Below are 22,892 nucleotides of genomic sequence, written 5' to 3'. Positions count from 1 at the left end.
GGCTGCACATAAGTAGCCGTTACCCGGTGGTTTCGTTTCCTTTGCCGCCGGGCATGAGCCGTAGGCACCGCAGGCAACGACGCCTGCTCTCTGCGGGTCCCCCGGGCGCCGATCGTTCCGACAGCGACCCACCCCTGGTCAGCCGGTCACCTCTGGTCACCCAGTAACTTCCGGTCACCACGGTGTCCGTATGTTGGAACAAGCCTTCCGCTTCTTGAGAAGCGCCCCATCATGTAACCTGCACGAAATTTCGCAGAGGGCCAACGTCGTCCCTCGGCACCGCAAATGCCACGACGACGACGGGAGAGCCGATGCGTATCGACGCCTGGTCGCCCATGGACGGTCGCCCCGCCCAGCAGGGGATGTACGACCCCCGTAACGAGCACGACGCCTGTGGCGTCGGGTTCGTGGCCACTCTGACCGGTGTGGCCAGCCATGAGCTGGTCGAGCAGGCGCTGACCGTACTGCGCAACCTCGAACACCGCGGCGCCACCGGCTCCGAGCCCGACTCCGGCGACGGCGCCGGCATCCTCTGCCAGGTCCCCGACGCCTTCCTGCGCGCCGAGACCCCTTTCGAGCTTCCCGAGGCGGGTTCGTACGCCGTCGGTATCGCCTTCCTCCCCGCCGACGGTTCCACCGAGGCCGTCCGCACGATCGAGGAGATCGCCACCCAGGAGGGCCTCACCGTCCTCGGCTGGCGCGACGTCCCGGTCACCCCCGCACTTCTCGGCAACGGCGCCCGCGCCACCATGCCCACCTTCCGCCAGCTCTTCGTCGCCGACGGCGAGTCCACCGGCATCGTCCTGGACCGCAAGGCGTTCGTCCTGCGCAAGCGTGCCGAGCGTGAGGCCGGGGTGTACTTCCCCTCGCTCTCCGCCCGCACCATCGTCTACAAGGGCATGCTCACCACCGGGCAGCTGGAGCCCTTCTTCCCGGACCTCTCCGACCGCCGCTTCGCCTCCACGGTCGCGCTGGTCCACTCCCGCTTCTCGACCAACACCTTCCCGAGCTGGCCGCTGGCCCACCCGTACCGCTTCGTCGCGCACAACGGCGAGATCAACACGGTCAAGGGCAACCGCAACTGGATGAAGGCCCGGGAGTCCCAGCTCGCCTCCTCCCTCTTCGGCTCCGAGCAGCTGGACCGGATCTTCCCCGTCTGCACCCCGGACGCCTCCGACTCGGCCTCCTTCGACGAGGTCCTGGAGCTGCTCCACCTCGGCGGGCGCTCGCTGCCGCACGCGGTGCTGATGATGGTCCCCGAGGCGTGGGAGAACCACGACTCCATGGACCCGGCCCGGCGCGCCTTCTACCAGTACCACTCCGCGATGATGGAGCCCTGGGACGGCCCGGCCTGCGTCACCTTCACCGACGGCGTCCAGGTCGGCGCGGTCCTCGACCGCAACGGGCTGCGCCCCGGCCGCTACTGGGTCACCGACGACGGCCTCGTCGTGCTCTCCTCCGAGGTCGGCGTCCTGGACATCGACCCGGCGAAGGTCGTCCGCAAGGGCCGCCTTCAGCCCGGTCGGATGTTCCTCGTCGACACCGCCGAGCACCGCATCATCGAGGACGACGAGATCAAGGCGTCCCTCGCCGCCGAGCAGCCCTACCAGGAGTGGCTGGAGACCGGCGAGATCGAGCTGAGCGACCTGCCCGAGCGTGAGCACATCGTGCACACCCACGCCTCGGTCACCCGCCGCCAGCAGACCTTCGGCTACACCGAGGAAGAGCTGCGCGTCATCCTCGCGCCGATGGCCCGCACCGCCGGTGAGCCGCTCGGCTCCATGGGCACCGACTCGCCGATCGCCGCGCTCTCCGAGCGCCCCCGGCTCCTCTTCGACTACTTCACCCAGCTCTTCGCCCAGGTCACCAACCCGCCGCTGGACGCCATCCGCGAGGAGCTCGTCACCTCGCTGCGCTCCTCGCTCGGCCCCCAGGGCAACATCCTGGAGCCGACCGCCGCCGCGGCCCGCAGCGTCACGCTGCCGTTCCCGGTGATCGACAACGACGAGCTCGCCAAGCTGATACACATCAACGCCGACGGCGACATGCCGGGCATGCGCGCCGCCACCCTCTCCGGCCTCTACCGGGTCAGCGGCGGCGGCGACGCCCTGGCCGCCCGGCTGGAGAAGATCTGCGACGAGGTCGACACCGCCATCGAGGACGGCGCCCGCCTCATCGTCCTCTCCGACCGGCACTCCGACGCCGAGCACGCCCCGATCCCCTCGCTGCTGCTCACCTCCGCCGTCCACCACCACCTCATCCGCACCAAGCAGCGCACCCAGGTGGGCCTGCTGGTCGAGGCCGGGGACGTCCGCGAGGTCCACCACGTCGCCCTGCTCATCGGTTACGGCGCCGCCGCGGTCAACCCTTACCTCGCGATGGAGTCCGTCGAGGACCTGGTCCGCGCCGGCACGTTCATCGAGGGCATCGAGGCCGAGCAGGCCATCCGGAACCTGATCTACGCGCTCGGCAAGGGCGTCCTCAAGGTCATGTCCAAGATGGGCATCTCCACCGTCGCCTCCTACCGTGGCGCCCAGGTCTTCGAGGCCGTCGGCCTGGACGAGGACTTCGTCACGACGTACTTCAACGGCACCGCCACCAAGATCGGCGGCGCCGGCCTGGAGATCGTCGCCAAGGAGGTCGCCGCCCGGCACACCAAGGCGTACCCCGCCTCCGGTATCGCGGCCTCGCACCGCGCGCTGGAGATCGGCGGCGAGTACCAGTGGCGCCGCGAGGGCGAGCCGCACCTGTTCGACCCGGAAACGGTCTTCCGCCTCCAGCACGCCACCCGCAACCGGCGGTACGACATCTTCAAGCAGTACACGGACCGGGTGAACGAGCAGTCCGAGCGGCTGATGACGCTCCGCGGCCTCTTCGGCTTCACCTCAGGCCGTGCCCCGATCTCCATCGACGAGGTGGAGCCCGCCTCGGAGATCGTCAAGCGGTTCTCCACCGGCGCCATGTCGTACGGCTCCATCTCCCGCGAGGCGCACGAGACCCTCGCCATCGCGATGAACCAGCTCGGCGGGAAGTCCAACACCGGCGAAGGCGGCGAGGACGCCGACCGCCTCTACGACCCGGCGCGCCGCTCCTCCATCAAGCAGGTCGCCTCCGGCCGCTTCGGTGTGACCAGCGAATACCTGGTCAACGCGGACGACATCCAGATCAAGATGGCCCAGGGCGCCAAGCCCGGCGAGGGCGGCCAGCTGCCCGGCCACAAGGTCTACCCGTGGGTCGCCAAGACGCGGCACTCGACGCCCGGCGTCGGCCTCATCTCGCCGCCGCCGCACCACGACATCTACTCCATCGAAGACCTCGCGCAGCTGATCCACGACCTCAAGAACGCCAACCCGCAGGCCCGCATCCACGTGAAGCTGGTCTCCGAGGTCGGCGTCGGCACGGTCGCCGCCGGTGTCTCCAAGGCCCACGCGGACGTCGTCCTCATCTCCGGCCACGACGGCGGAACCGGCGCATCCCCGCTCACCTCGCTCAAGCACGCGGGCGGCCCCTGGGAGCTGGGTCTCGCCGAGACCCAGCAGACGCTGCTGCTCAACGGGCTGCGGGACCGCATCGTCGTCCAGACCGACGGCCAGCTCAAGACCGGCCGCGACGTCGTGATCGCCGCGCTGCTCGGCGCCGAGGAGTTCGGTTTCGCGACCGCGCCGCTCGTCGTCTCGGGCTGCGTCATGATGCGCGTCTGCCACCTGGACACCTGCCCGGTCGGTATCGCCACCCAGAACCCGGTGCTCCGCGACCGGTTCTCCGGCAAGGCCGAGTACGTCGTCAACTTCTTCGAGTTCATCGCCGAAGAGGTCCGCGAGATCCTCGCCGAGCTGGGCTTCCGCACCATCGAGGAGGCCGTCGGCCACGCCGAACTCCTCGACAAGGACCGGGCGATCACCCACTGGAAGGCGCAGGGCCTCGACCTCACCCCGCTCTTCCACGTGCCCGAGCTGCCCGAGGGCGCGGTCCGCCACCGGATCGTGGAGCAGGACCACGGTCTGACCAAGGCACTCGACAACCAGCTGATCAAGCTGGCCGCCGACGCGCTCGGCGCCGACAGCCCCGAGGCCGCCCAGCCGGTCCGGGCCCAGGTCGCCATCCGCAACATCAACCGCACGGTCGGCACCATGCTCGGCCACGAGGTGACGAAGAAGTTCGGCGGTGCGGGCCTGCCCGAGAACACCGTCGACATCACCTTCACCGGCTCGGCCGGCCAGTCCTTCGGCGCCTTCCTCCCGAGCGGGGTCACCCTGCGCCTGGAGGGCGACGCCAACGACTACGTCGGCAAGGGCCTCTCCGGCGGCCGCGTGATCGTCCGCCCGGACCGGGGCGCCGACCACCTCGCCGAGTACAGCACCATCGCCGGAAACACCATCGGCTACGGAGCCACCGGCGGCGAGCTGTTCCTGCGCGGCCGCACCGGCGAGCGCTTCTGCGTCCGCAACTCCGGCGCCCTCGTCGTCTCCGAAGGCGTCGGCGACCACGGCTGCGAGTACATGACCGGCGGCCAGGCGGTCGTCCTCGGCGAGACCGGCCGCAACTTCGCCGCCGGTATGTCGGGCGGCGTCGCGTACGTCATCGACCTGGACCGCGACAACGTCAACGTCGGCAACCTCGGCGCGGTCGAGGAGCTCACGGACACCGACCGGCAGTGGCTGCACGACGTCGTGCGCCGCCACCACGAGGAGACCGGCTCCACCGTCGCGGAGAAGCTCCTCGCCGAGTGGGACACCGCCGTGACCCGCTTCAGCAAGATCATCCCGTCCACGTACAAGGCAGTGCTCGCCGCCAAGGACGCCGCTGAGCTCGCCGGTCTCTCCGAGCAGGAGACCACCGAGAAGATGATGGAGGCGGCGACCAATGGCTGACCCCAAGGGCTTCCTGACCACCGGACGCGAGGTCGCCCAGACCCGCCCCGTGGCCGAGCGCGTCAAGGACTGGAACGAGGTCTACGTTCCGGGCTCGCTGCTCCCGATCATCAGCAAGCAGGCCGGCCGCTGCATGGACTGCGGCATCCCGTTCTGCCACAACGGCTGCCCGCTGGGGAACCTCATCCCCGAGTGGAACGACTACGCCTACCGCGAGGACTGGACCGCCGCCTCCGAGCGGCTGCACGCCACGAACAACTTCCCGGAGTTCACCGGGCGGCTCTGCCCGGCCCCGTGCGAGTCGGCGTGCGTCCTCGGCATCAACCAGCCGGCCGTCACCATCAAGAACGTCGAAGTCGCCATCATCGACAAGGCGTGGGACAGCGGCGACGTCACCCCGCAGCCGCCCGAGCGCCTCTCCGGCAAGACCGTCGCGGTCATCGGCTCCGGCCCGGCGGGACTCGCCGCCGCCCAGCAGCTGACCCGGGCCGGCCACACCGTCGTCGTCTACGAGCGCGCGGACCGCATCGGGGGCCTCCTCCGCTACGGCATCCCCGAGTTCAAGATGGAGAAGTCGCACATCAACCGCCGCATCGAGCAGATGCGCCTGGAGGGCACCAAGTTCCGCACGGGGGTGGAGATCGGCCAGGACATCGACGCCGCCAAGCTCCGCCGCCGCTACGACGCGGTCGTCATCGCGGCCGGTGCCACCGTCTCCCGCGACCTGCCGGTCCCCGGCCGTGAGCTGGGCGGCATCCACTTCGCGATGGAGTACCTGCCGCTCGCCAACAAGGTGCAGGAGGGCGACCTCACCGTTCCCCCGATCACCGCCGAGGGCAAGCACGTCGTCGTCATCGGCGGCGGCGACACCGGCGCCGACTGCGTGGGCACCGCCCATCGCCAGGGCGCGGCCTCCGTCACCCAGCTGGAGATCATGCCGAAGCCGGGCGAGGACCGGAACGCGAACCAGCCGTGGCCGACCTTCCCGATGCTCTACAAGGTCACCTCCGCGCACGAGGAGGGCGGCGAGCGGGTCTACTCCGTCTCCACCACCCACTTCGAGGGCGACGAGGACGGGAACGTCGCGGCCCTCCACCTGGTCGAGGTCGAGTTCAAGGGCGGTAAGCTGGAGCAGAAGCCCGGCACGGAGCGGCGCATCCCCGCGCAGCTCGTCACCCTCGCCATGGGCTTCACCGGAACCGACCAGTCCAACGGTCTGGTCCAGCAGTTCGGTCTGGAGCTCGACGAGCGCGGCAACGTCGCCCGCGACGAGAGCTACGCGACCAACGTCGACGGCGTCTATGTCGCCGGTGACGCGGGCCGCGGTCAGTCGCTGATCGTCTGGGCGATCGCCGAGGGCCGCTCCGCCGCCCGCGGCGTGGACCGCTTCCTGACCGGGACCAGCGCACTGCCGGCTCCGATCCGCCCGACGGACCGGTCTCTGCTGGTCTGAGCACCACCCGGGTTCCCCCTGGTCCACGCGGCCCGGGGGAGCCCCACACAGACGTCCCGTACAACGGCGTACGGAACTGAACGCGGCGCCCGCCTGTCCCCGACCGGACTCAGTGGGCGCCGTGGCGCGTCCGGGGGCAGCTCCTTTGTCCGGGCTCAGCCGGTCAAAGCCGAGGTCCGCACCGCCACCGCCACCGCGAACAGGCCCGCCAGCACCACCCCGCCCGCCAGCTGCACCGGCCCGGTCCGCAGCTTCGCCGGCGCGTAGGCGAGTCCGTACGTCACCAGCGCCCCGGTCAGCAGTCCGCCCAGGTGCCCCTGCCACGAGGTGAAGAGGGCCGAGAGCACCATCCAGAGCAGAAACCCGGCCATGAACCGGTTCACCGCCGCCATGTCCCGGCCGAGCCGCCGGTTGATCACCCAGTACGACGCGGCGAGACCGAACACAGCACCCGAGGCGCCCACGGTGGAGGTGTCCGGGGCCAGCAGATACACCGCGACCGAACCGCCCACCGCCGACAGCAGATACAGCGCCAGATAGCGGGCCCGGCCGAGCTGCCCCTCCACCACCCGGCCGATGTTCCACAGCGCGAACATGTTGAACAGCAGGTGCATCACGCCGAACGAGGCGTCCGGCGGCAGATGCAGGAAGGCCCCGGTCACCAGCCGGTACCACTCGCCGTCCGCGATGCCCGTCAGCTCGTACCCGACGTACGTCTCGCCCCGGTAGTAGTACTGCTCCCCGCCCGGCCCGGTCAGCGCGGCACCGAGCACCGCGAACCGGTCCACGATCTCGGGCCGCACCACCTCGCCGAGGTAGACCAGGATGTTCAGCGCCATCAGGACGTACGTCACCACCGGAGCCGGCGCCCCGGAGACCGCACCGCCGAACACGGTCCGGGCCCGCCGCACCGAGCGCTGTCCCTCCTGCACGCACTCCGGGCAGTGGTGGCCGACCGAGGCCTCGCGCATGCAGTCGGGGCAGATGGTGCGCTCGCAGCGGGTGCAGCGGACATACGTCTCGTACGAGGGATGGCGGTAACACGTGGTGGCGGCGGCCTCCATGACCGGCTCCTTCACTGGGGTGCGATGCGGGGCCGGTGTGGTCGGCGGCGATCAAGATAGCGAACCGGTGCCGAGCACTCCGGAGCCGGGGGCGCCGCTGGGGCACACGGCAGTTCGACGACAGGCCCTAAGCTCTGGTCCGAAGAGCACGGACCGCACGAAGGGGGGCGCCATGCACGGCGTGAACACGGCGGCCGCCACCGGCCCGGCCATCAGCCTGACCAAGGTCCAGGAGGCGGCTCCCGGCCTCGTCAGCCTCTACAAGAGCGCCGGCGTCTCGTTGGAGAAGCACGGACTGAACGGCCGGCGGGCCGCCGTCTACCTGGTCCTCGACTACTCCGGCTCGATGCGGGACTACTACAAGGACGGCACCGTCCAGGCGCTGGCCGACCGGGTGCTGGGCCTCTCGGCCCATCTCGACGACGACGGACGCGTCCCCGTCGTCTTCTTCTCCACCGATATCGACGGGTTCGGGGAGGCCGGGCTGAGCGAGCACCACGGCATCATCGACAAGATCGTGGCGAACCTCGGGCACATGGGCCGCACGAACTACCACGTCGCCATGGACGAGGTCATCGACCACTACCTCGACAGCGGCTCAACCGAACCCGCCCTGGTCGTCTTCCAGACGGACGGCGGGCCCACCAGCAAGCTCGCCGCCGAACGCTACCTCTGCAAGGCGGCGAAGCTGCCGCTGTTCTGGCAGTTCATCGGCTTCGGCGACACCCGCAGCCGCCAGTTCGACTTCCTGCGCAAGCTGGACGAGCTGGCCGTCCCCGCCAAGCGGGCCGTCGACAACGCCGGGTACTTCCACGCGGGCCTCGACCCCCGGAAGGTGCCGGACGCCGAGCTGTACGACCGGCTGGTCGCCGAATTCCCGTCCTGGCTGGCCGCCGCCGAGGCCCAGGGGATCGTCCGATGACCGCCCGGATCCTGCGCGCCGCCGACCGTACGCCCGTCGCCTGGAAGAACGGCGGCGGGCTCACCCGTGAGGTCGCCGCCTCTCCTGGAGAGGCTGACGGGTTCGAGTGGCGGGTGAGCCTCGCCGACGTCACCGCCGACGGGCCGTTCTCCGACTTCCCCGGGGTGGACCGCACCCTGACCGTCGTCGAGGGCGCGGGTATGGACCTGGTCGTCGGCGGCGAGCACCACATCGTGGACGAGCCGCTGTGGCCGCACGACTTCCCCGGCGACCGGCCCACCGAGGGCTTCCTGCTGGCCGGACCCGTCGTCAACCTCAACGTCATGCACCGCAGGGGGCGTACGCGGGCGGAGACCGCGGTCGTCTGCGGCACCGTACGCCTGATGGCGCCTCCGGGCGGCGCGGTGCTGGCCCTCTCCCTCGACGACGGGGCCGTACTCGACGGGACGGACATCCGACTCGACCGCTACGACGCGGTGCTGGCCGAGGGCGGATCGCCCGGGGTGCTGCGGACGATGGGCCAGGCGGTGGTCATCACGTTCTCGGACGTGTGAGTGGGAGAGACGGTCGGCGAAACCGGACAGAAGGTGTCGGGTATCGGGTGTTCGATGGCGGTCATGACGTCTTCCTCACCGCTCTCCTGGGGCGCTTTCAGCACCGCCGAGCCCGCCTTCGCCGACACCGTGCGCCGCCGTTTCCAGCTCTACAAGCACCATGTCCTCGCCACGGTGCGGAAGGACGGGGCGCCCCGGGTCACCGGCCTGGAGGCCGACTTCCGCTTCGGTGAACTGCTGCTCGGCATGATGCCGGACTCCCGCAAGGCCCTGGACCTGCGCCGCGATCCCCGCTTCGCGTTCCACGCCAACCCGGGGCCCGACGCCGAGATGAACGACGGCGATGTCCGCGTCAGCGGGCGGGCCGTGGAGATCACCGACCCCGCCTACCTCGCCCGCTTCGTCGACGACGCCACTCCGCCCGAACCGTTCCTCCTCTTCCGGGCCGAGCTGACGGAGGCGGTCCGGATCGGGCTGGACGACGAGGAACTGGTCATCCAGTCCTGGCGGCCGGGGCAGCCGCTGCGGACGGTACGCCGGAAGTGACGGTGCTCCGGGGCCGGTTGCCTGAGCCGCCGGGGGCCTGAGGGGGTGTTCCGGCGGACGTGCCCGCTGGAGGGCGACCGAACCCGGCGTACAGATCAGCTCGCCTCACCTCGCCAGCACCCGCCCCCGGCACGCCGACGGCGTCCCCCACGCGTCCCGCAGCGGCCGGGCCCGGCGCAGCCACCACGCGAGGTCCAGCTCCTCGGTGTACCCCACCGCGCCGTGCAGTTGCAGCGCGGTGCGGGCCGCCGCGTACCCGGCCTCGCCCGTCGCCACCTTCGCCGCCGCTACCGCCGCCCCGGCGCCGGGCGTCCCCTCGGCCAGCTCCACCGCCGCCCCGTACAGCAACGGGCGTGCGAACTCCAGGCCGAGCAGGGTGTCCGCGAGGCGGTGCTTGAGGGCCTGAAAGGAGCCGACGGGCACCCCGAACTGGGTGCGCTGCTTGGCGTACGCCACCGTCGCCCGCAGCAACTCCTCGCCGCAGCCCAGCGCTTGGGCCGCCGTCGCGAACGTGGCCCAGGTGCCCGCCGCCCGGGCCGCCTCGCGCACCCGTGGACCGGCCGCCACCCCTTCGCCGCCCGCCCCGGGCCGGAAGAGCCGCCGCGCCGGGTCCATGGAGCGCGTCGGCTCTCCGTGCCCCGGTGCCAGCCGCAGCCCGTCCCCGGTCGCCGTGAACACCGCGTCCGCCGCGTCCGCGTCCAGCGCGTACGGCCCGTACCCCTCCAGGACCAGCGTCACCACCGCCGTACCGGAGGCGATCCTCGGCAACCACTCCTGGGCGACCGGCCCGCCCACCGCCCCCAGCAGCACCCCCGCCGCCACGCTCTCCACCACCGGCCCCGGCACCCCGTGGCGGCCCAGCTCCACGAACGCGACGGCCGTCTCCACCGGGAGCGGACCCACGCCCCCGTACGCCTCCGGAACCGCCAGCGCGAACACCCCCGCGTCCGCGAGCCGCCGCCACAGGGCCAGCCCCGGTCCGTGGTCCCCGGCGGCCCACGCCCGTACGACCGCAGGTGTGTCGGCCGCCGTCAGCAGCGCGTCCAGTGAGCGCGCGAACTCCCGCTGCTCGTCGTCCAGGAGGAACGGCATCAGCGCCGTCCCTTCGGCAGACCGAGGAGCCGCTCGGCGATGATGTCGCGCTGGATCTCGTTCGTCCCCGCGTAGACCGGCCCCGCCAGCGCGAACACGTACCCCTCCGCCCACGCCCCGTCCGCCGCCTCCGCGTCCGGGCCGAGCAGATCGAGTGCCGTCTCGTGCAGCGCGATGTCGAACTGCGACCAGAACACCTTGTTCAGGCTGGACTCCGCCCCGAGCGCCGCCCCCGCCGCGAACCGGGACGCCGAGGCGGCCGTGAACAGCCGGTACGCCCGTGCCCCGATCACCGCGTCCGCCACCCGGTCGCGCACCGCCGTGTCCGCAGGGTCGCCCGCCTCCCGCCACAGGGACGTCAGCCGGTCGGCGGCGGCCAGGAAGCGGCCGGGGGAGCGGAGGGCGAGGCCGCGCTCGTCGCCGGTGGCCGACATCGCGATGCGCCAGCCCTGCCCCGGCTCCCCGATGACATCCGCGTCCGGTACGAAGACCTCGTCCAGGAAGACCTCGGCGAACGCGGGCTTCCCGTCCAGCCGCCCGATCGGCCGGACCGTGACCCCGGGCTCCCGCAGCCCGAACATCAGGTACGTGAGCCCCTGGTGCGGCTTCACCGCCCCCGGGTCCGTACGGAAGATCCCGAACGCCCGGTCCGCGAACGCCGCCCGCGACGACCACGTCTTCTGCCCCGACAGCAGCCAGCCGCCCTCCGTCCGCACCGCCCGCGACCGCAGCGCCGCCAGGTCCGACCCGGCCTCCGGCTCCGACCAGGCCTGCGCCCAGATCACCTCGCCGCCCGCCATCGGGGGCAGCACCCGGGCCCGCTGCTCGGCGGTGCCGTGGTCGAAGAGGGTCGGGGCGAGGAGGCTGATCCCGTTCTGCGAGACCCGGCCGGGGGCGCCCGCCGCCCAGTACTCCTCCTCGAACGACAGCCACCCGAAGAGATCCGCGCCCCGGCCCCCGTACTCCTCGGGCCAGGCGACCGCCGACCACCCGCCCGCGTGCAGCTCGGCCTCCCACTCCCGGTGCGCGGCGAACCCCTCGGCGGTCTCCAGGGAGGGGAGCGGCCGGGCGGGCACATGGGCGCGCAGCCATCCCCGCGCCTCGGCCCGCAGCGTCTCGGTCCGTTCCGTCTGCGCCAGATCCATGGGGCCTGCCTTCCGTGAGGTCGGCACTGACGCCGAGGCGGTTCCCTAACAAGTGTTTGGTAGGTTAACGTACGACCCAAGCACCGTCGAGGAGTAGGGGGATGGGCCGATGGGCGCACCGGACTACCTGCCGGGCCACGGACTGCTGGCGGGCCGCACCGCCGTCGTCACCGCCGCCGCCGGAGCCGGGATCGGCGGCGCCACCGCCCGCCGCTTCCTGGAGGAGGGCGCACGTGTCGTCCTCGGCGACGCCCACGCCCGGCGGCTCGAAGAGAGCGCGCACGCCCTCGCCGAGGAGTTCGGTGCCGACCGCGTCACCGCTCTGACCTGCGACGTCACCGACGAGGACCAGGTACGGGCCCTCTTCGCCCACGCCGAACACGCCCACGGCGGCCTCGACATCGTCGTCAACAACGCGGGCCTCGGCGGGACCGCCGAACTCACCGAGATGACCGACGGCCAGTGGACGAAGATCCTCGACGTCACCCTCAACGGCACCTTCCGCTGCACCCGCGCCGCCCTGCGCTCCCTCCAGGCCGCCGGCACCGGGGGAGTGATCGTCAACAACGCCTCCGTCGTCGGCTGGCGCGCCCAGCGCGGTCAGGCCCACTACGCCGCCGCCAAAGCCGGTGTCATGGCCCTCACCCGCTGCGCCGCGCTCGAAGCCGCCGACTACGGCGTCCGCGTCAACGCCGTCGCCCCCAGCCTCGCCATCCACCCCCACCTGGCCAAGGTCACCTCCGCCGAACTGCTCGCCGAGCTGACGGAGAAGGAGGCCTTCGGCCGGTACGCCGAGCCCTGGGAGATCGCCAACGTGATCGTCTTCCTGGCCAGCGGCTACTCGTCGTACATGACCGGTGAGGTCGTCGCCGTCAGCAGCCAGCATGCGTGAACACCCAGGCCGCGGGCGGACAATGGACGGGTGCCTACCAAGAAGAAGCCCCAGGTGACCCCCACCCCCGAACGGCGCGGCGAACTCCTCGCCACCGCCGCCGAGGTCTTCGCCGCCCAGGGATACAACGCCACCACCGTCCGCCGCATCGCGGACGAGGCGGGGATGCTCGCCGGCAGCCTCTACTACCACTTCGATTCCAAGGAATCGATGGTCGACGAGATCCTCTCCACCTTCCTCGACGAGCTCTGGCAGGGGTACGACGCCGTCCTGGCCGCCGGACTCGGCCCCCGCGAGACCATCGAGGCACTGGTCACCGAGTCCTTCCGGGAGATCGACCGGCACCGCCCCGCCGTCGCGATCTACCAGAAGGAGTCCAGGCACCTCGCCACCCAGCCCCGCTTCGCCTACCTCACCGACTCGCAGGCGAAGTTCGAGAAGCTCTGGCTCTCCACCCTGGAACGCGGCGTCGCCGAAGGCGCCTTCCGCGACGACCTGGACATCCGCCTGACCTACCGCTTCGTCCGCGACACCGTCTGGGTCGCGGCCTCCTGGTACCGGCCCGGCGGACACCACAGCCCCGAAGAGATCGCCCGCCAGTACCTGTCGATGGTGCTGGACGGGATCGCCCTGCGCACCTAGCCACCTCTTGCCAGTCACCTCTCGATGACCGAGGAGCAGCAGCCATGGCCGAGGCCTACATCGTCGAAGCGGTACGGACACCCGTCGGGCGGCGGAAGGGAGGTCTCGGGGCCGTCCACCCCGCCGACCTCGGCGCCCATGTGCTGCGGGAGCTGGTCGCCCGCGCGGGCGTCGACCCGGCGGCCGTGGAGGACGTCGTCTTCGGCTGCCTGGACACCGTCGGACCGCAGGCCGGGGACATCGCCCGTACGTCATGGCTGGCCGCCGGGCTGCCCGAAGAGGTGCCGGGCGTCACCATCGACCGGCAGTGCGGCTCCTCGCAGCAGGCCCTCCACTTCGCGACCCAGGGCGTCCTCTCCGGCACCCAGGACCTGGTGGTGGCGGGCGGCACGCAGAACATGACCCAGATCCCCATCGCCTTCGCCTCCCGCCAGGCCGCCGCACCCCTCGGCCTCACCGAGGGGCCGTACGCGGGCAGCGAGGGCTGGCGCGCCCGGTACGGCGACGCGCCCGTCAACCAGTTCCACGGCGCCCAGCTCATCGCCGAGAAGTGGGACATCAGCCGCCGGGACATGGAGGAGTTCGCCCTCACCTCCCACCGCCGCGCCGTCCGCGCCATCGACGAGGGCCGCTTCACCCGGGAGACCGTCGCGTACGGGGACGTCACCGTGGACGAGGGGCCGCGCCGCGACACCACCCTGGCCAAGATGGCCGCCCTCAGCCCCGTCCTCCCCGGTGGCACCATCACCGCCGCCTGTTCCTCGCAGGTCTCCGACGGGGCCGCCGCCCTGCTCATCGCCTCCGAGCGGGCCGTCGCCGAACACGGCCTCACCCCGCGCGCCCGGATCCACCATCTCTCGGTCCGGGGCGAGGACCCGATCCGCATGCTCTCCGCGCCGATCCCCGCCACCGCGTACGCCCTCAGGAAGACCGGCCTCACCATCGACGCCATCGACCTCGTCGAGATCAACGAGGCCTTCGCCCCGGTCGTCCTCGCCTGGCTGAAGGAGACCGGCGCCGACCCGGAGCGCGTCAACGTCAACGGCGGGGCCATCGCGCTCGGCCACCCGCTCGGCGCGACCGGCGCCAAGCTGATGACCACGCTCCTGCACGAACTGGAACGCACCGGGGGCCGCTACGGGCTCCAGACCATGTGCGAGGGCGGCGGCCAGGCCAACGTCACCATCGTCGAACGCCTCTGACCAGGACCCGGCTTCTTCGGGGCCGGCGTGGCGTGATCCACCACGCGCAGGGAGGACGTGCTACGGTGTTCCCGTTGCAGTTTTGGTACCCATGAACTTTATGTGCGCCTGACGGGAATGCTTCCTCAGGCGCTTTATTGTTTTCCGGCTTTCTCCGGATGGGGCTCAATGCGGCGACTTGGAATCCGTAAAGTGCGGATTCTCGGCACTGCACCTGTTTTAGGAGAATGACATGGCCACCGGCACCGTGAAGTGGTTCAACTCGGAAAAGGGCTTCGGCTTCATCGAGCAGGACGGCGGCGGCGCCGACGTCTTCGCCCACTACTCCAACATCGCCACCTCGGGCTTCCGTGAGCTCCAGGAGGGCCAGAAGGTCTCCTTCGACGTCACGCAGGGCCAGAAGGGCCCGCAGGCGGAGAACATCGTCCCGGCCTAATTGCCGCGACGCGTACCTCTCTGACCGGGGCCCGCACCGTGAAGGTGCGGGCCCCGGTTTGTGCTGTTCGAGCAACAACCCGTTCTGTGCGCGCATCCTGGGGGCGCACAACAAGCGGTCGGACAAGCACATCGGCAGTGATCCGAATCCGTAGTTGCCCAGGAATCCCCCAGGAGGGCAATTCCGTATGACTCGCTTCGAACGCCAGGACCGCACCCCCCGCTCCCGCCCGGCCCGTGGCCGCGGCCAGGGCACGACCGCGCAGGCCCCGTCGGGCAACCGTGGGGGCGGCGCCGCCCGCGGCAAGGCTCCGGCCCGCCGCCGCGCCACGCCGCCGCAGGGCGAGTTCGCCCTGCCGGAGACGGTGACCCCCGCACTGCCCGGCGTCGAGGCCTTCGCGGACCTCGACATGCCGGCCGCGCTGCTGAAGACCCTCGCGGCGCAGGGCGTCACCGAGCCGTTCCCGATCCAGGGCGCGACCCTGCCGAACTCGCTGGCCGGCCGGGACATCCTCGGCCGGGGCCGCACCGGCTCCGGCAAGACCCTCGCCTTCGGCCTGGCCCTGCTCGCCCGCACCGCCGGGCGCCGCAGCGAGCCGCGCGCCCCGCTGGCCATGGTCCTCGTCCCCACCCGGGAGCTGGCCCAGCAGGTCACCGACGCGCTGACCCCGTACGCGACCGCCGTCAACCTGCGGATGGCCACGGTCGTCGGCGGCATGTCGATCACCAAGCAGTCCGCCACCCTGCGGCGCGGCGCCGAGGTGCTCGTCGCCACGCCGGGCCGGCTCAAGGACCTCATCGAGCGCGGCGACTGCCGGCTGGACGAGGTGGCCATCACCGTCCTCGACGAGGCCGACCAGATGGCCGACATGGGCTTCATGCCGCAGGTCGTCGCCCTGCTCAAGCAGGTCGAGGCGGACGGGCAGCGGATGCTGTTCTCCGCCACCCTGGACAAGAACATCGACCGCCTCGTCAAGATGTTCCTCACCGACCCGGTCGTCCACTCCGTCGACCCGTCCGCCGGTGCGGTCACCACGATGGAGCACCATGTGCTCCACGTCCTGGACGAGACGGACAAGAAGGCCGTCGCCACGAAGATCGCCGCCCGCGAAGGCCGCGTGATCATGTTCGTCGACACCAAGCGCGCCGCCGACCGCTTCGCCAAGCGGCTGCTCGCCAGCGGTGTACGGGCTGCCGCCCTGCACGGCGGGCGCTCCCAGCCGCAGCGGAACCGGACCCTGGACCAGTTCAAGAACGGGCAGGTCACCGCGCTCGTCGCGACGAACGTGGCGGCCCGTGGCATCCACGTCGACGACCTCGACCTCGTCGTCAACGTCGACCCGCCCACCGACCACAAGGACTACCTCCACCGGGGCGGCCGCACCGCCCGCGCCGGGGAGTCCGGCAGCGTCGTCACGTTGGTGCTGCCCGAGGAGAAGCGGGAGATGACCCGCCTGATGCAGGACGCGGGCATCGCGCCGCGCACCACCCGGGTCACCTCCAGCGACGAGGAGCTGTCCCGCATCACGGGGGCGCGTGAGCCGTCGGGCGTCGCGATCGTGATCGAGGTGCCCCAGCCGACTCCGCCGAAGCAGCGGACGCGGTCGGGCGGTTCGGGTCCGGCCGGCTCCGGCGGCGGCACGGTGCGCTCCGGGAGCCGGGGCCGGGGACGGCGTGGGACCGGTTCCGGGACGGGTGCGGGTGGCGCGTCCGGTGGAGGTGCGGGCCGCTCCGGCGCCGCGCGTTCGGGCGGCGAGCCCCGGGGCACGGGGCGTTCCGGCGCCGCTGCACGGGGACGTCGGGCAGCGTAGGGCGGCGCGCCTTCAGCCTGCCCGGCGCCTGAGGACGGGGACCACCTCGGGCCGTCCGGCGATGGAGGACCGGGGCCATGTTCGGCCGTCCGGCGATGGAGGGCCAGGGTCCCTTCACCCCGTCCAGCGATTCGAGGACCGGGATCACCTACAGCCGTTCAGCGATTGATGGCCGGGACCACTCCCAGCCGTCCGGCGATGGAGGACCGGGGTCCGGGGCAGAGCCCCGAAAGCCCCGGACCGGGGGTGTCCTCGATCGCCGGACGGGCTGGAGATGGCCCCGGTCGTCCGGTGCAGGGCCGACGTGGCGTCCTCAAGCGCCGGACGGGCTGGATTCGGCGCCGGGCGGGCCGGAGGTGGCCCGAGGCGGGCTGGATTCGTCGCCGGGCGGGCCAGAGGTGGTGCCGGGCGGGCCGGATTCGGTGCTCAGGGTCGCAAGCGTCCGCTCCGCCTCCGTCATCAGCCGGGACACCAGCTCCCCCACGCTCGGCAGGTCCTCGATCAGGGCCGCCACCTGGCCCGACGCCATGATGCCGACATCCGTGCGGCCCTCCACCATGGCCGCTCTCAGCAGCATCGGCGTGTTCGCCGCCAGCAGCACCTGGCTCCAGGTCAGCTCCTTGCCGTGCCGCAGCGCCAGTCCGTCCCGCACCATCCCGGGCCAGCCCAGGCCGGAGATCCGGCGGAAGCGGGACGCGCGGCGCACCGCCGTCGCCAAGGAACGCAGCCGCCCCGCTCCCTCCAGCTCCGCCACCATCTCCGTACGGAGCATCCGGTGCGGGAGCCCGTCCACGGCCCTCGTCAGGGTGATGTCCTTCGCCGTGGCCGCCAGATACCGGGCCTTCACCGCGTCCGGCACCGTCGAGTCCGAGGTCAGCAGAAACCTGGTTCCCATCGCCACGCCCGCCGCCCCGTACGCCAGCGCCGCCACCAGCCCCCGCCCGTCGTGGAAGCCGCCCGCCGCGATCACCGGGATGTCCACCGCGTCGGCCACCTGGGGCAGCAGCACCGTCGTCGCCACGTCCCCCGTGTGGCCGCCGCCCTCGCCGCCCTGCACGATCACCGCGTCCGCGCCCCACGCCGCGACCTTCTCCGCATGCCGCCGGGCCCCCACCGACGGGACGACCACCACACCCCCGTCCTTCAGCTCCGCGATGAGCTCCTTCGACGGGGCGAGCGCGAACGACGCCACCCGTACCCCCTCCTCGACGATGATCCGCACCCGCTCCCGCGCGTCCCCGGCGTCCGCCCGCAGGTTCACCCCGAACGGGGCGTCCGTCCGCGACCTCACCTCCCGTACGGCGGAACGCAGTTGGTCCGGCGTCATCGTCGCCGAGGCCAGGATGCCGAGCGCCCCGGCCCGTGCGGTCGCCGTGACCAGACGGGGGCCGGAGACCCACCCCATCCCCGTCTGCACGATCGGGTGCCGCACCCCCACGAGCTCCGTCAGCGCCGTACGCATCAGGGCCGCACCTCGCGGTTGCGGGTGCCGGACGGGTCGATGACCTCGCGGATCAGGGCGAGTTCGGCGGGGGAGGGGGTGCGGGTGTACGGGACGTCGGCGGGGACGGTGAGGGGGAAGCCCGTCGCCTCGTGGACCTGGTCCACCGTGACGCCCGGGTGGAGTGAGGCCAGCCGCATCGAACGGTCCGGGGTCGTGAAGTCGAAGACCCCGAGATCACTGACCACCCGGGGGATACGGTGGAAGCGTGTCGCCGAGGGGCCCGCCGCCTCGGCCCGGTCGTATCCGACCCCGCAGACCATGTCGACCCGTTCGACGAAGACCCGGGGCGAGTGCCGGGGGATCCAGTAACTCACCGGGTTGTTCAGGGTGTTGACCGGTGCTCCGCGCACTCCCAGGAGCTGGCGGGCCGGCTGCTCCCAGTCGCCGATGCAGGAGATGTTCTGGTTGCCGAACCGGTCGATCTGGCTCGCGCCCATCATCACGTGCCGCCGCCCGCCGGTGACCAGGGTGAGGTGCTCGCGGTAGGGGAGCCACCCCTCCGCCTCGCCGCCCGGGCCGACGATCGTCGCCTCGCCGTCCGTGAGCAGCAGCTCGGGGGCGAAGGTCAGCCGGGCCAGTCGCGCGCCGACGGAGGGGATCGCGCCCATCGGACTGGCCAGTACCTCGCCGTCGCCGCGCCAGGCCTCCGCGCAGGCGATCACGCAGTACTCGGCACGGGTCGCGGCCGGAGTGCCGGGTGGGTTCATCGCTGCTCCTCGTGCCAGGTGCGGACCGCCTGCTGGTAGCTCTTCTCGTCGCCGTCCGGGGGGAGGAAGCGCGCGCTGAACCCGGCCCAGGCCGCCGGGTCCGCCGCGGCGGCCGCGTACGCCTTCTGGAACGGCTCGTCGCGCGGGTGGTCGGGGACGCAGGAGGTGAAGTGCGCACCGCCCGGGGTCTCCACGACCCCGGTGACGGAGTGCCGCCGGACGAGGAGCGTCTGCGGGGCCGCCCCGGACCGTTCAGTCAACTCGGCTGTCTCCACGAGGCGTTCGCAGGAGACGTACGCCTCGTCCGCCGCCTCGCAGAACAGATCGTCGAAGTACGGGTCGGGGCCGAGGTACTGGCCGTTGCCCAGCCGGTCCGCCCGGTTCAGATGGACCAGCGCCGCGTCCATCCGCAGGGCCGGCACCGCGACGAACTCCTCGCCGTCCTCGTACGGTGAAGTCACCGTGCGCAGGCCGGGGTTGACCCGCATCACGTCCGAGCCGAGCCCTGCCCGCACCGGCAGGAACGGCAGCCGGTTGGCGGCCGCGTGCAGCCCCCACATGAACATCGCCTCGTCGATCTCCGTCAGCGCGAACGCCGCGCGCTGCCGGGCCGCCCGGTAGTGCGGCTCCAGCGGGATGGAGTCGAGGGTCACGAACGCCGTGACCAGGCGGGCGATCCGCCCGGCGGCGGCCAGCAGCCCGACGTCCGGGCCGCCGTAGGAGATCACCGTCAGATCGGTGACGGGCGAGCGGAGCAACGCCCGTACCAGAGCCATGGGTTTGCGGCGCGACCCCCAGCCGCCGATGCCGATCGTCATGCCGCTGCGCAGCCGGGCGACGACCTCCTCCGGCGTCATGGACTTGTCGCGTGCGGCGGGCGGCAGGGTCATGCCTCAGGCCTCCTTGCCGAAGGTGGAGCGGACCCGGTCGGCGGTCCCCGCCAGGCTCGCCTCGAAGGTGAAGCCCTGCTCGTAGCGGTAGCTGCGCCGTACGTCGACGGGGTCGATGCCGTTGAGCGCGGCCTTGGCCAGTCGCAGCAGGTGGCCGTCCTTGCCGGCGATCTCCCCCGCCAACTCGACTGCGGCGTCGAGGAGTTCACTTACCGGCACGACCCGCCAGACCGATCCGTGGGTCAGCAGCTCGGCCGCTGTCACCGTGCGCGAGGTGTAGTAGAGCGTCCGCATCAGATGCTGCGGGACCAGCCGGGCCAGATGCGTCGCCGCCCCGAGCGCGCCCCGGTCCAGCTCCGGGAGGCCGAAGACGGCATCCTCGCCCGCCACGATCGCGTCGGCGTTCCCGGCGAGGCCGATGCCGCCGCCGAGACAGAACCCCTGCACCGCCGCGACCACCGGGACCTCGCACGCGTACACCGCCTCGAACGCCTCCGCACAGCCCCGGTTGACGCCGATCAGAGCCGTGTTCCCCGGGTCGCGCTGCAACTCCTTGATGTCGACACCGGCGTTGAAGCCGCGCCCGGCGGCGGCCAGGACGACGCACCGCACCTCCGGGTCGCGGCCCGCCGCCCGGACGGCGTCGGCCAGGTCGTACCAGCCCTGTACGGGAAGCGCGTTGACGGGCGGCCGGTCGACGGTGACGACGCGGATGCCGGCGGCGGGAGACGCGGTGGAGACAGTCATCGGAGGATCAGCTACCTTTCCACCAAACATTTGTTAGGTGGACGGTAGCAGTCGCACCCCCACCCGCCAACCAGGCCGACTCGTACGGGAGATGAGATGACGCCACCCACCACCGGACGGCTCTGCGTCGGCCGGGTCGTCGCCGTCACCGGCGCCGGACGCGGCCTCGGCCGGGCCCACGCGCTCGCCTTCGCCGCCGAAGGAGCCGCGGTGGTCGTCAACGACCTGGGCGTCGGGCCCGGCGGGGACGGCGGCTCGTCCGAGCCCGCCCGCCGGGTGGTCGAAGAGATCGTGGCCGGGGGCGGGGAGGCGGTCGTCCACGACGGTGACATCGCCACCACCGAGGGCGCCGCCTCCCTGGTCACCACCGCCCTGGACGCCTTCGGCCGCCTCGACACCCTGGTCAACAACGCGGGCTTCCTGCGCGACCGGATGCTCGTCAACCTGGACGAGGACGCCTGGGACGCGGTGATGCGCGTCCACCTCAAGGGCCACTTCCTGCCCCTCAAGCATGCCGCCGCGCTCTGGCGGTCCGAGGCCAAGGCGGGCCGGACGCCCGTCGCCCGGGTGATCAACACCAGCTCCGGCGCCGGCCTCCTCGGCAGCGTCGGCCAGGGCAACTACGCGGCCGCCAAAGCCGGAATCGTCGCCCTGACCCTGGTCGCGGCCGCCGAACTGGGCCGGTACGGAGTCCACGTCAACGCCCTCGCCCCGGCCGCCCGGACCCGGATGACCGAGCAGACCTTCGCCGCGACGATGGCGGACCCGGGGGAGGGGAAGTTCGACGCGATGGCCCCCGAGAACGTCTCGCCCCTCGTCGTCTGGCTCGGCTCCGCCGCCAGTGACGGGGTGACCGGCCGCGTCTTCGAGGCCGAGGCGGGCCGCATCACCGTCATGGAGGGCTGGCGCCCGGGCCCCACCGACGACCGGGGCGCCCGCAGGTCCCCGGCCGATGCGGGGGAGACCGTACGCCGGCTGCTGGCGGACGCGGAGGTTCCGCGGGGCGTGTACGGGGCGCCGTAGGCGATGCCCTGCGACGCGCGGGCCGGGCTGTGCGGCGCGGAAACTCGCTTGCGGAGACGCCCGCGCTCCCGATATCCAGCACAGGACACCGAGGAGCGCACGATGACACGGCACGGCCCCCTGGACGAGTTCTGCTGGATGGACCTCAAGACCCATGACCCCTCCGGCACCGCGGACTTCTTCTCCGCCGTGCTCGGCTGGGACTTCGCCGTGGACGAGGACGACCGGCGCAAGGCCGTCACGATCTCCGCGGGGGACCACCGCATCGGCGGCCTGAGCGACCTCGCGCAGCCCGTCCATCCGCCGGGGCTGCCCGCCCATGTCGCCTCCTGCCTGGCGGTCGACGACGTGGACCGCCGTACGGCCGTGGCGGCGGAGCGCGGGGCGCAGATCCTCGTACCGCCCTTCGACGCGGGGGACCGGGGCCGGATCGCCACCCTGGTCGACCCGGTGGGTGCGGTCGTCTCCCTCTGGCGGCCGCGGGGGTTCGCGGGGTGGCCGGTGTCGCCGCCGGACGGGACCCTGGCCGTACCCCAGCACGCGGTCCTGGCCTGCGAGGACCCTGGGCGGGCCCGGCTCTTCTACACCGGGATGACGACCGGCGCTCCGCCCGCCCGGGCCTCGTTCGTCGAGGCTCCCACCGGCACCGCGCCGCAGTGGGAGCCGGCCCTCGCCGTGGACGACCTCGAAGGTGTCGCCGCCCGGGCCCGTGCCCATGGCGGGGAGTTCGTCACCGTCTCCGAAGGCCTGGCGCGGCTGTCGAGCCCGGAAGGCCTGACCTTCCGCATCCAGGTGCCGGAGAGTCCCCGCACCTTCCTGGAGACCGACCGGCTCGTGCTGCGCCCGTTCACCAACGCCGACGCCCCCCACCTGCTCGCCCTCGACAACGACCCCGAGGTCATGCGGTACATCAACGGCGGCCGGCCCACCACCGCCGGGTCCATCCGGGAGCGGACCCTGCCCAGGCTCCTCCACGACCACCCGTGCACCGGCACCCGCGGGTTCTGGGCCGCCGAGGAGAAGGCCACCGGCACCTTCCTCGGCGGGTTCGAACTCCGGCCCGTCGACGACCACGACCGCACCGTCGTCGAACTCGGCTACCGGCTCAACCGGGCCGCCTGGGGCCGTGGTTACGCCACCGAGGGCGCGCTGGCCCTCGTGCGCAAGGGGTTCACCGACCTCGGGGCCGAGCGCGTGACCGCCAACACCATGGCCGTCAACGCCGGGTCCCGGCGGGTGATGGAGAAGGCGGGGCTGACCTTCCTCCGCTCCTACGCCGAGAACTGGCCGGACGCCATCGAGGGCTCGGAACACGGGGAGGTGGAGTACGTCCTCACCCGGGCGGAGTGGCAGGCGCGGCAGGCGTAGTGCCCCGAGGTCCGGGGCGCGACC

The 22,892-nt window shown here is 72.1% G+C and carries 19 protein-coding genes and 1 pseudogene; 13 read left to right on the top strand and 7 right to left on the bottom strand.

Going from position 1 to position 22,892, the window contains the following annotated elements; translation table 11 throughout:
• The first annotated feature begins 311 nt into the window (after positions 1–311).
• Positions 312–4,871 carry a glutamate synthase large subunit gene (gene gltB / locus D6270_RS07205; RefSeq protein WP_109166196.1) on the top strand — a complete coding sequence of 1,520 codons (4,560 nt, stop codon included), beginning with the start codon at positions 312–314 and terminating at the stop codon, positions 4,869–4,871.
• Positions 4,864–6,324, top strand: coding sequence for a glutamate synthase subunit beta (locus D6270_RS07200; RefSeq protein WP_109166197.1), 1,461 nt, complete (start codon positions 4,864–4,866; stop codon positions 6,322–6,324). The genes gltB and D6270_RS07200 overlap by 8 nt, the downstream gene beginning before the upstream one ends.
• Before the next feature lie 155 nt (positions 6,325–6,479).
• Here D6270_RS07200 and D6270_RS07195 read toward each other — a convergent pair whose 3' ends face one another.
• Positions 6,480–7,388, bottom strand: a complete 909-nt coding sequence (locus D6270_RS07195) for a rhomboid family intramembrane serine protease (protein WP_109166198.1) — start codon at positions 7,386–7,388, stop codon at positions 6,480–6,482.
• 172 nt (positions 7,389–7,560) lie between these two features.
• Between D6270_RS07195 and D6270_RS07190 the strand changes: the two genes are divergently transcribed.
• The 3 genes from D6270_RS07190 to D6270_RS07180 all read left to right on the top strand — a co-directional run bounded on the left by D6270_RS07190 (position 7,561) and on the right by D6270_RS07180 (position 9,410).
• Complete coding sequence (locus D6270_RS07190; RefSeq protein WP_109166199.1) at positions 7,561–8,310, top strand: vWA domain-containing protein; 750 nt, start codon at positions 7,561–7,563, stop codon at positions 8,308–8,310.
• Positions 8,307–8,864: a HutD/Ves family protein gene (locus D6270_RS07185; RefSeq protein WP_109166200.1), complete on the top strand. Its 558-nt coding sequence runs from the start codon at positions 8,307–8,309 to the stop codon at positions 8,862–8,864. The genes D6270_RS07190 and D6270_RS07185 overlap by 4 nt, the downstream gene beginning before the upstream one ends.
• 63 nt (positions 8,865–8,927) lie before the next feature.
• Entirely contained in the window at positions 8,928–9,410 is a 483-nt protein-coding gene (locus D6270_RS07180) for a pyridoxamine 5'-phosphate oxidase family protein (protein WP_109167558.1), read from the top strand.
• A gap of 105 nt (positions 9,411–9,515) precedes the next feature.
• On the opposite strand, the gene D6270_RS07175 is transcribed toward D6270_RS07180, so the two are convergent.
• Together D6270_RS07175 and D6270_RS07170 are read right to left on the bottom strand one after the other, a co-directional pair.
• Positions 9,516–10,502 carry an acyl-CoA dehydrogenase family protein gene (locus D6270_RS07175; protein WP_109166201.1) on the bottom strand — a complete coding sequence of 329 codons (987 nt, stop codon included), beginning with the start codon at positions 10,500–10,502 and terminating at the stop codon, positions 9,516–9,518.
• On the bottom strand, positions 10,502–11,647 hold the full coding sequence (locus D6270_RS07170) for an acyl-CoA dehydrogenase family protein (protein ID WP_109166202.1): 1,146 nt from the start codon (positions 11,645–11,647) through the stop codon (positions 10,502–10,504). Before D6270_RS07170 ends, D6270_RS07175 begins: the two co-directional genes overlap by 1 nt.
• A gap of 109 nt (positions 11,648–11,756) precedes the next feature.
• On the opposite strand from D6270_RS07170, the gene D6270_RS07165 reads away from it, so the two are divergent.
• The 5 genes from D6270_RS07165 to D6270_RS07145 all read left to right on the top strand — a co-directional run bounded on the left by D6270_RS07165 (position 11,757) and on the right by D6270_RS07145 (position 16,629).
• Positions 11,757–12,539: an SDR family oxidoreductase gene (locus tag D6270_RS07165; RefSeq protein WP_109166203.1), complete on the top strand. Its 783-nt coding sequence runs from the start codon at positions 11,757–11,759 to the stop codon at positions 12,537–12,539.
• A gap of 30 nt (positions 12,540–12,569) precedes the next feature.
• Entirely contained in the window at positions 12,570–13,181 is a 612-nt protein-coding gene (locus D6270_RS07160; RefSeq protein ID WP_225976783.1) for a TetR/AcrR family transcriptional regulator, read from the top strand.
• Between the two features lie 44 nt (positions 13,182–13,225).
• Positions 13,226–14,383, top strand: a complete 1,158-nt coding sequence (locus D6270_RS07155; protein ID WP_109166205.1) for an acetyl-CoA C-acetyltransferase — start codon at positions 13,226–13,228, stop codon at positions 14,381–14,383.
• A 232-nt stretch (positions 14,384–14,615) separates the two neighbouring features.
• Complete coding sequence (locus D6270_RS07150) at positions 14,616–14,819, top strand: cold-shock protein (RefSeq protein ID WP_003969786.1); 204 nt, start codon at positions 14,616–14,618, stop codon at positions 14,817–14,819.
• Positions 14,820–15,006: 187 nt separating this feature from the next.
• A complete protein-coding gene (locus D6270_RS07145) occupies positions 15,007–16,629 on the top strand; it encodes a DEAD/DEAH box helicase (protein WP_109166206.1) in 1,623 nt (540 codons plus the stop codon).
• A gap of 313 nt (positions 16,630–16,942) precedes the next feature.
• Here D6270_RS07145 and D6270_RS07140 read toward each other — a convergent pair whose 3' ends face one another.
• Genes D6270_RS07140 through D6270_RS07125 form a run of 4 tightly spaced genes read right to left on the bottom strand, consistent with a single transcriptional unit; the run spans position 16,943 to position 20,477 of the window.
• Positions 16,943–18,091 carry an NAD(P)H-dependent flavin oxidoreductase gene (locus D6270_RS07140; protein WP_109166207.1) on the bottom strand — a complete coding sequence of 383 codons (1,149 nt, stop codon included), beginning with the start codon at positions 18,089–18,091 and terminating at the stop codon, positions 16,943–16,945.
• The gene (locus tag D6270_RS07135; RefSeq protein ID WP_109166208.1) at positions 18,091–18,840 is read right to left on the bottom strand and encodes a CoA-transferase subunit beta; all 750 of its coding nucleotides are present in this window, start codon (positions 18,838–18,840) and stop codon (positions 18,091–18,093) included. The genes D6270_RS07140 and D6270_RS07135 overlap by 1 nt, the downstream gene beginning before the upstream one ends.
• Complete coding sequence (locus D6270_RS07130; protein WP_109166209.1) at positions 18,837–19,730, bottom strand: CoA transferase subunit A; 894 nt, start codon at positions 19,728–19,730, stop codon at positions 18,837–18,839. The genes D6270_RS07135 and D6270_RS07130 overlap by 4 nt, the downstream gene beginning before the upstream one ends.
• A gap of 3 nt (positions 19,731–19,733) precedes the next feature.
• Positions 19,734–20,477: an enoyl-CoA hydratase family protein gene (locus tag D6270_RS07125; protein WP_109166210.1), complete on the bottom strand. Its 744-nt coding sequence runs from the start codon at positions 20,475–20,477 to the stop codon at positions 19,734–19,736.
• Between the two features lie 96 nt (positions 20,478–20,573).
• Between D6270_RS07125 and D6270_RS07120 the strand changes: the two genes are divergently transcribed.
• The 3 genes and pseudogenes from D6270_RS07120 (at position 20,574) to D6270_RS32840 (ending at position 22,868) form a co-directional block, all read left to right on the top strand.
• A complete protein-coding gene (locus tag D6270_RS07120) occupies positions 20,574–21,500 on the top strand; it encodes an SDR family oxidoreductase (RefSeq protein ID WP_109166211.1) in 927 nt (308 codons plus the stop codon).
• A 3-nt stretch (positions 21,501–21,503) separates the two neighbouring features.
• Positions 21,504–21,902, top strand: a pseudogene (locus tag D6270_RS32845) (VOC family protein); the annotation flags it as partial.
• Between the two features lie 390 nt (positions 21,903–22,292).
• A complete protein-coding gene (locus D6270_RS32840) occupies positions 22,293–22,868 on the top strand; it encodes a GNAT family N-acetyltransferase (protein WP_109167559.1) in 576 nt (191 codons plus the stop codon).
• Positions 22,869–22,892 lie beyond the last annotated feature (24 nt).

The sequence above is a fragment of the Streptomyces griseus subsp. griseus genome (genome assembly GCF_003610995.1).
Lineage (GTDB): Bacteria > Actinomycetota > Actinomycetes > Streptomycetales > Streptomycetaceae > Streptomyces.
Note: the sequence above shows the minus strand (reverse complement) of the source record. Positions and strands in the feature narration are given on the sequence as shown.

What these genes read in the sequence shown, in the direction of transcription:
- D6270_RS07195 (WP_109166198.1), bottom strand. Translation starts at nt 7,388, where the DNA reads ATGGAGGCCGCCGCCACCACGTGTTACCGCCATCCCTCGTACGAGACG.
- D6270_RS07145 (WP_109166206.1), top strand. Translation starts at nt 15,007, where the DNA reads ATGACTCGCTTCGAACGCCAGGACCGCACCCCCCGCTCCCGCCCGGCC.
- D6270_RS07185 (WP_109166200.1), top strand. Translation starts at nt 8,307, where the DNA reads ATGACCGCCCGGATCCTGCGCGCCGCCGACCGTACGCCCGTCGCCTGG.
- D6270_RS07165 (WP_109166203.1), top strand. Translation starts at nt 11,757, where the DNA reads ATGGGCGCACCGGACTACCTGCCGGGCCACGGACTGCTGGCGGGCCGC.
- D6270_RS07130 (WP_109166209.1), bottom strand. Translation starts at nt 19,730, where the DNA reads ATGACCCTGCCGCCCGCCGCACGCGACAAGTCCATGACGCCGGAGGAG.
- D6270_RS07155 (WP_109166205.1), top strand. Translation starts at nt 13,226, where the DNA reads ATGGCCGAGGCCTACATCGTCGAAGCGGTACGGACACCCGTCGGGCGG.
- D6270_RS07190 (WP_109166199.1), top strand. Translation starts at nt 7,561, where the DNA reads ATGCACGGCGTGAACACGGCGGCCGCCACCGGCCCGGCCATCAGCCTG.
- D6270_RS07120 (WP_109166211.1), top strand. Translation starts at nt 20,574, where the DNA reads ATGACGCCACCCACCACCGGACGGCTCTGCGTCGGCCGGGTCGTCGCC.
- D6270_RS07140 (WP_109166207.1), bottom strand. Translation starts at nt 18,091, where the DNA reads ATGCGTACGGCGCTGACGGAGCTCGTGGGGGTGCGGCACCCGATCGTG.
- D6270_RS07180 (WP_109167558.1), top strand. Translation starts at nt 8,928, where the DNA reads ATGACGTCTTCCTCACCGCTCTCCTGGGGCGCTTTCAGCACCGCCGAG.
- gltB (WP_109166196.1), top strand. Translation starts at nt 312, where the DNA reads ATGCGTATCGACGCCTGGTCGCCCATGGACGGTCGCCCCGCCCAGCAG.
- D6270_RS07175 (WP_109166201.1), bottom strand. Translation starts at nt 10,502, where the DNA reads ATGCCGTTCCTCCTGGACGACGAGCAGCGGGAGTTCGCGCGCTCACTG.
- D6270_RS07135 (WP_109166208.1), bottom strand. Translation starts at nt 18,840, where the DNA reads ATGAACCCACCCGGCACTCCGGCCGCGACCCGTGCCGAGTACTGCGTG.
- D6270_RS07150 (WP_003969786.1), top strand. Translation starts at nt 14,616, where the DNA reads ATGGCCACCGGCACCGTGAAGTGGTTCAACTCGGAAAAGGGCTTCGGC.
- D6270_RS07200 (WP_109166197.1), top strand. Translation starts at nt 4,864, where the DNA reads ATGGCTGACCCCAAGGGCTTCCTGACCACCGGACGCGAGGTCGCCCAG.
- D6270_RS07170 (WP_109166202.1), bottom strand. Translation starts at nt 11,647, where the DNA reads ATGGATCTGGCGCAGACGGAACGGACCGAGACGCTGCGGGCCGAGGCG.
- D6270_RS07125 (WP_109166210.1), bottom strand. Translation starts at nt 20,477, where the DNA reads ATGACTGTCTCCACCGCGTCTCCCGCCGCCGGCATCCGCGTCGTCACC.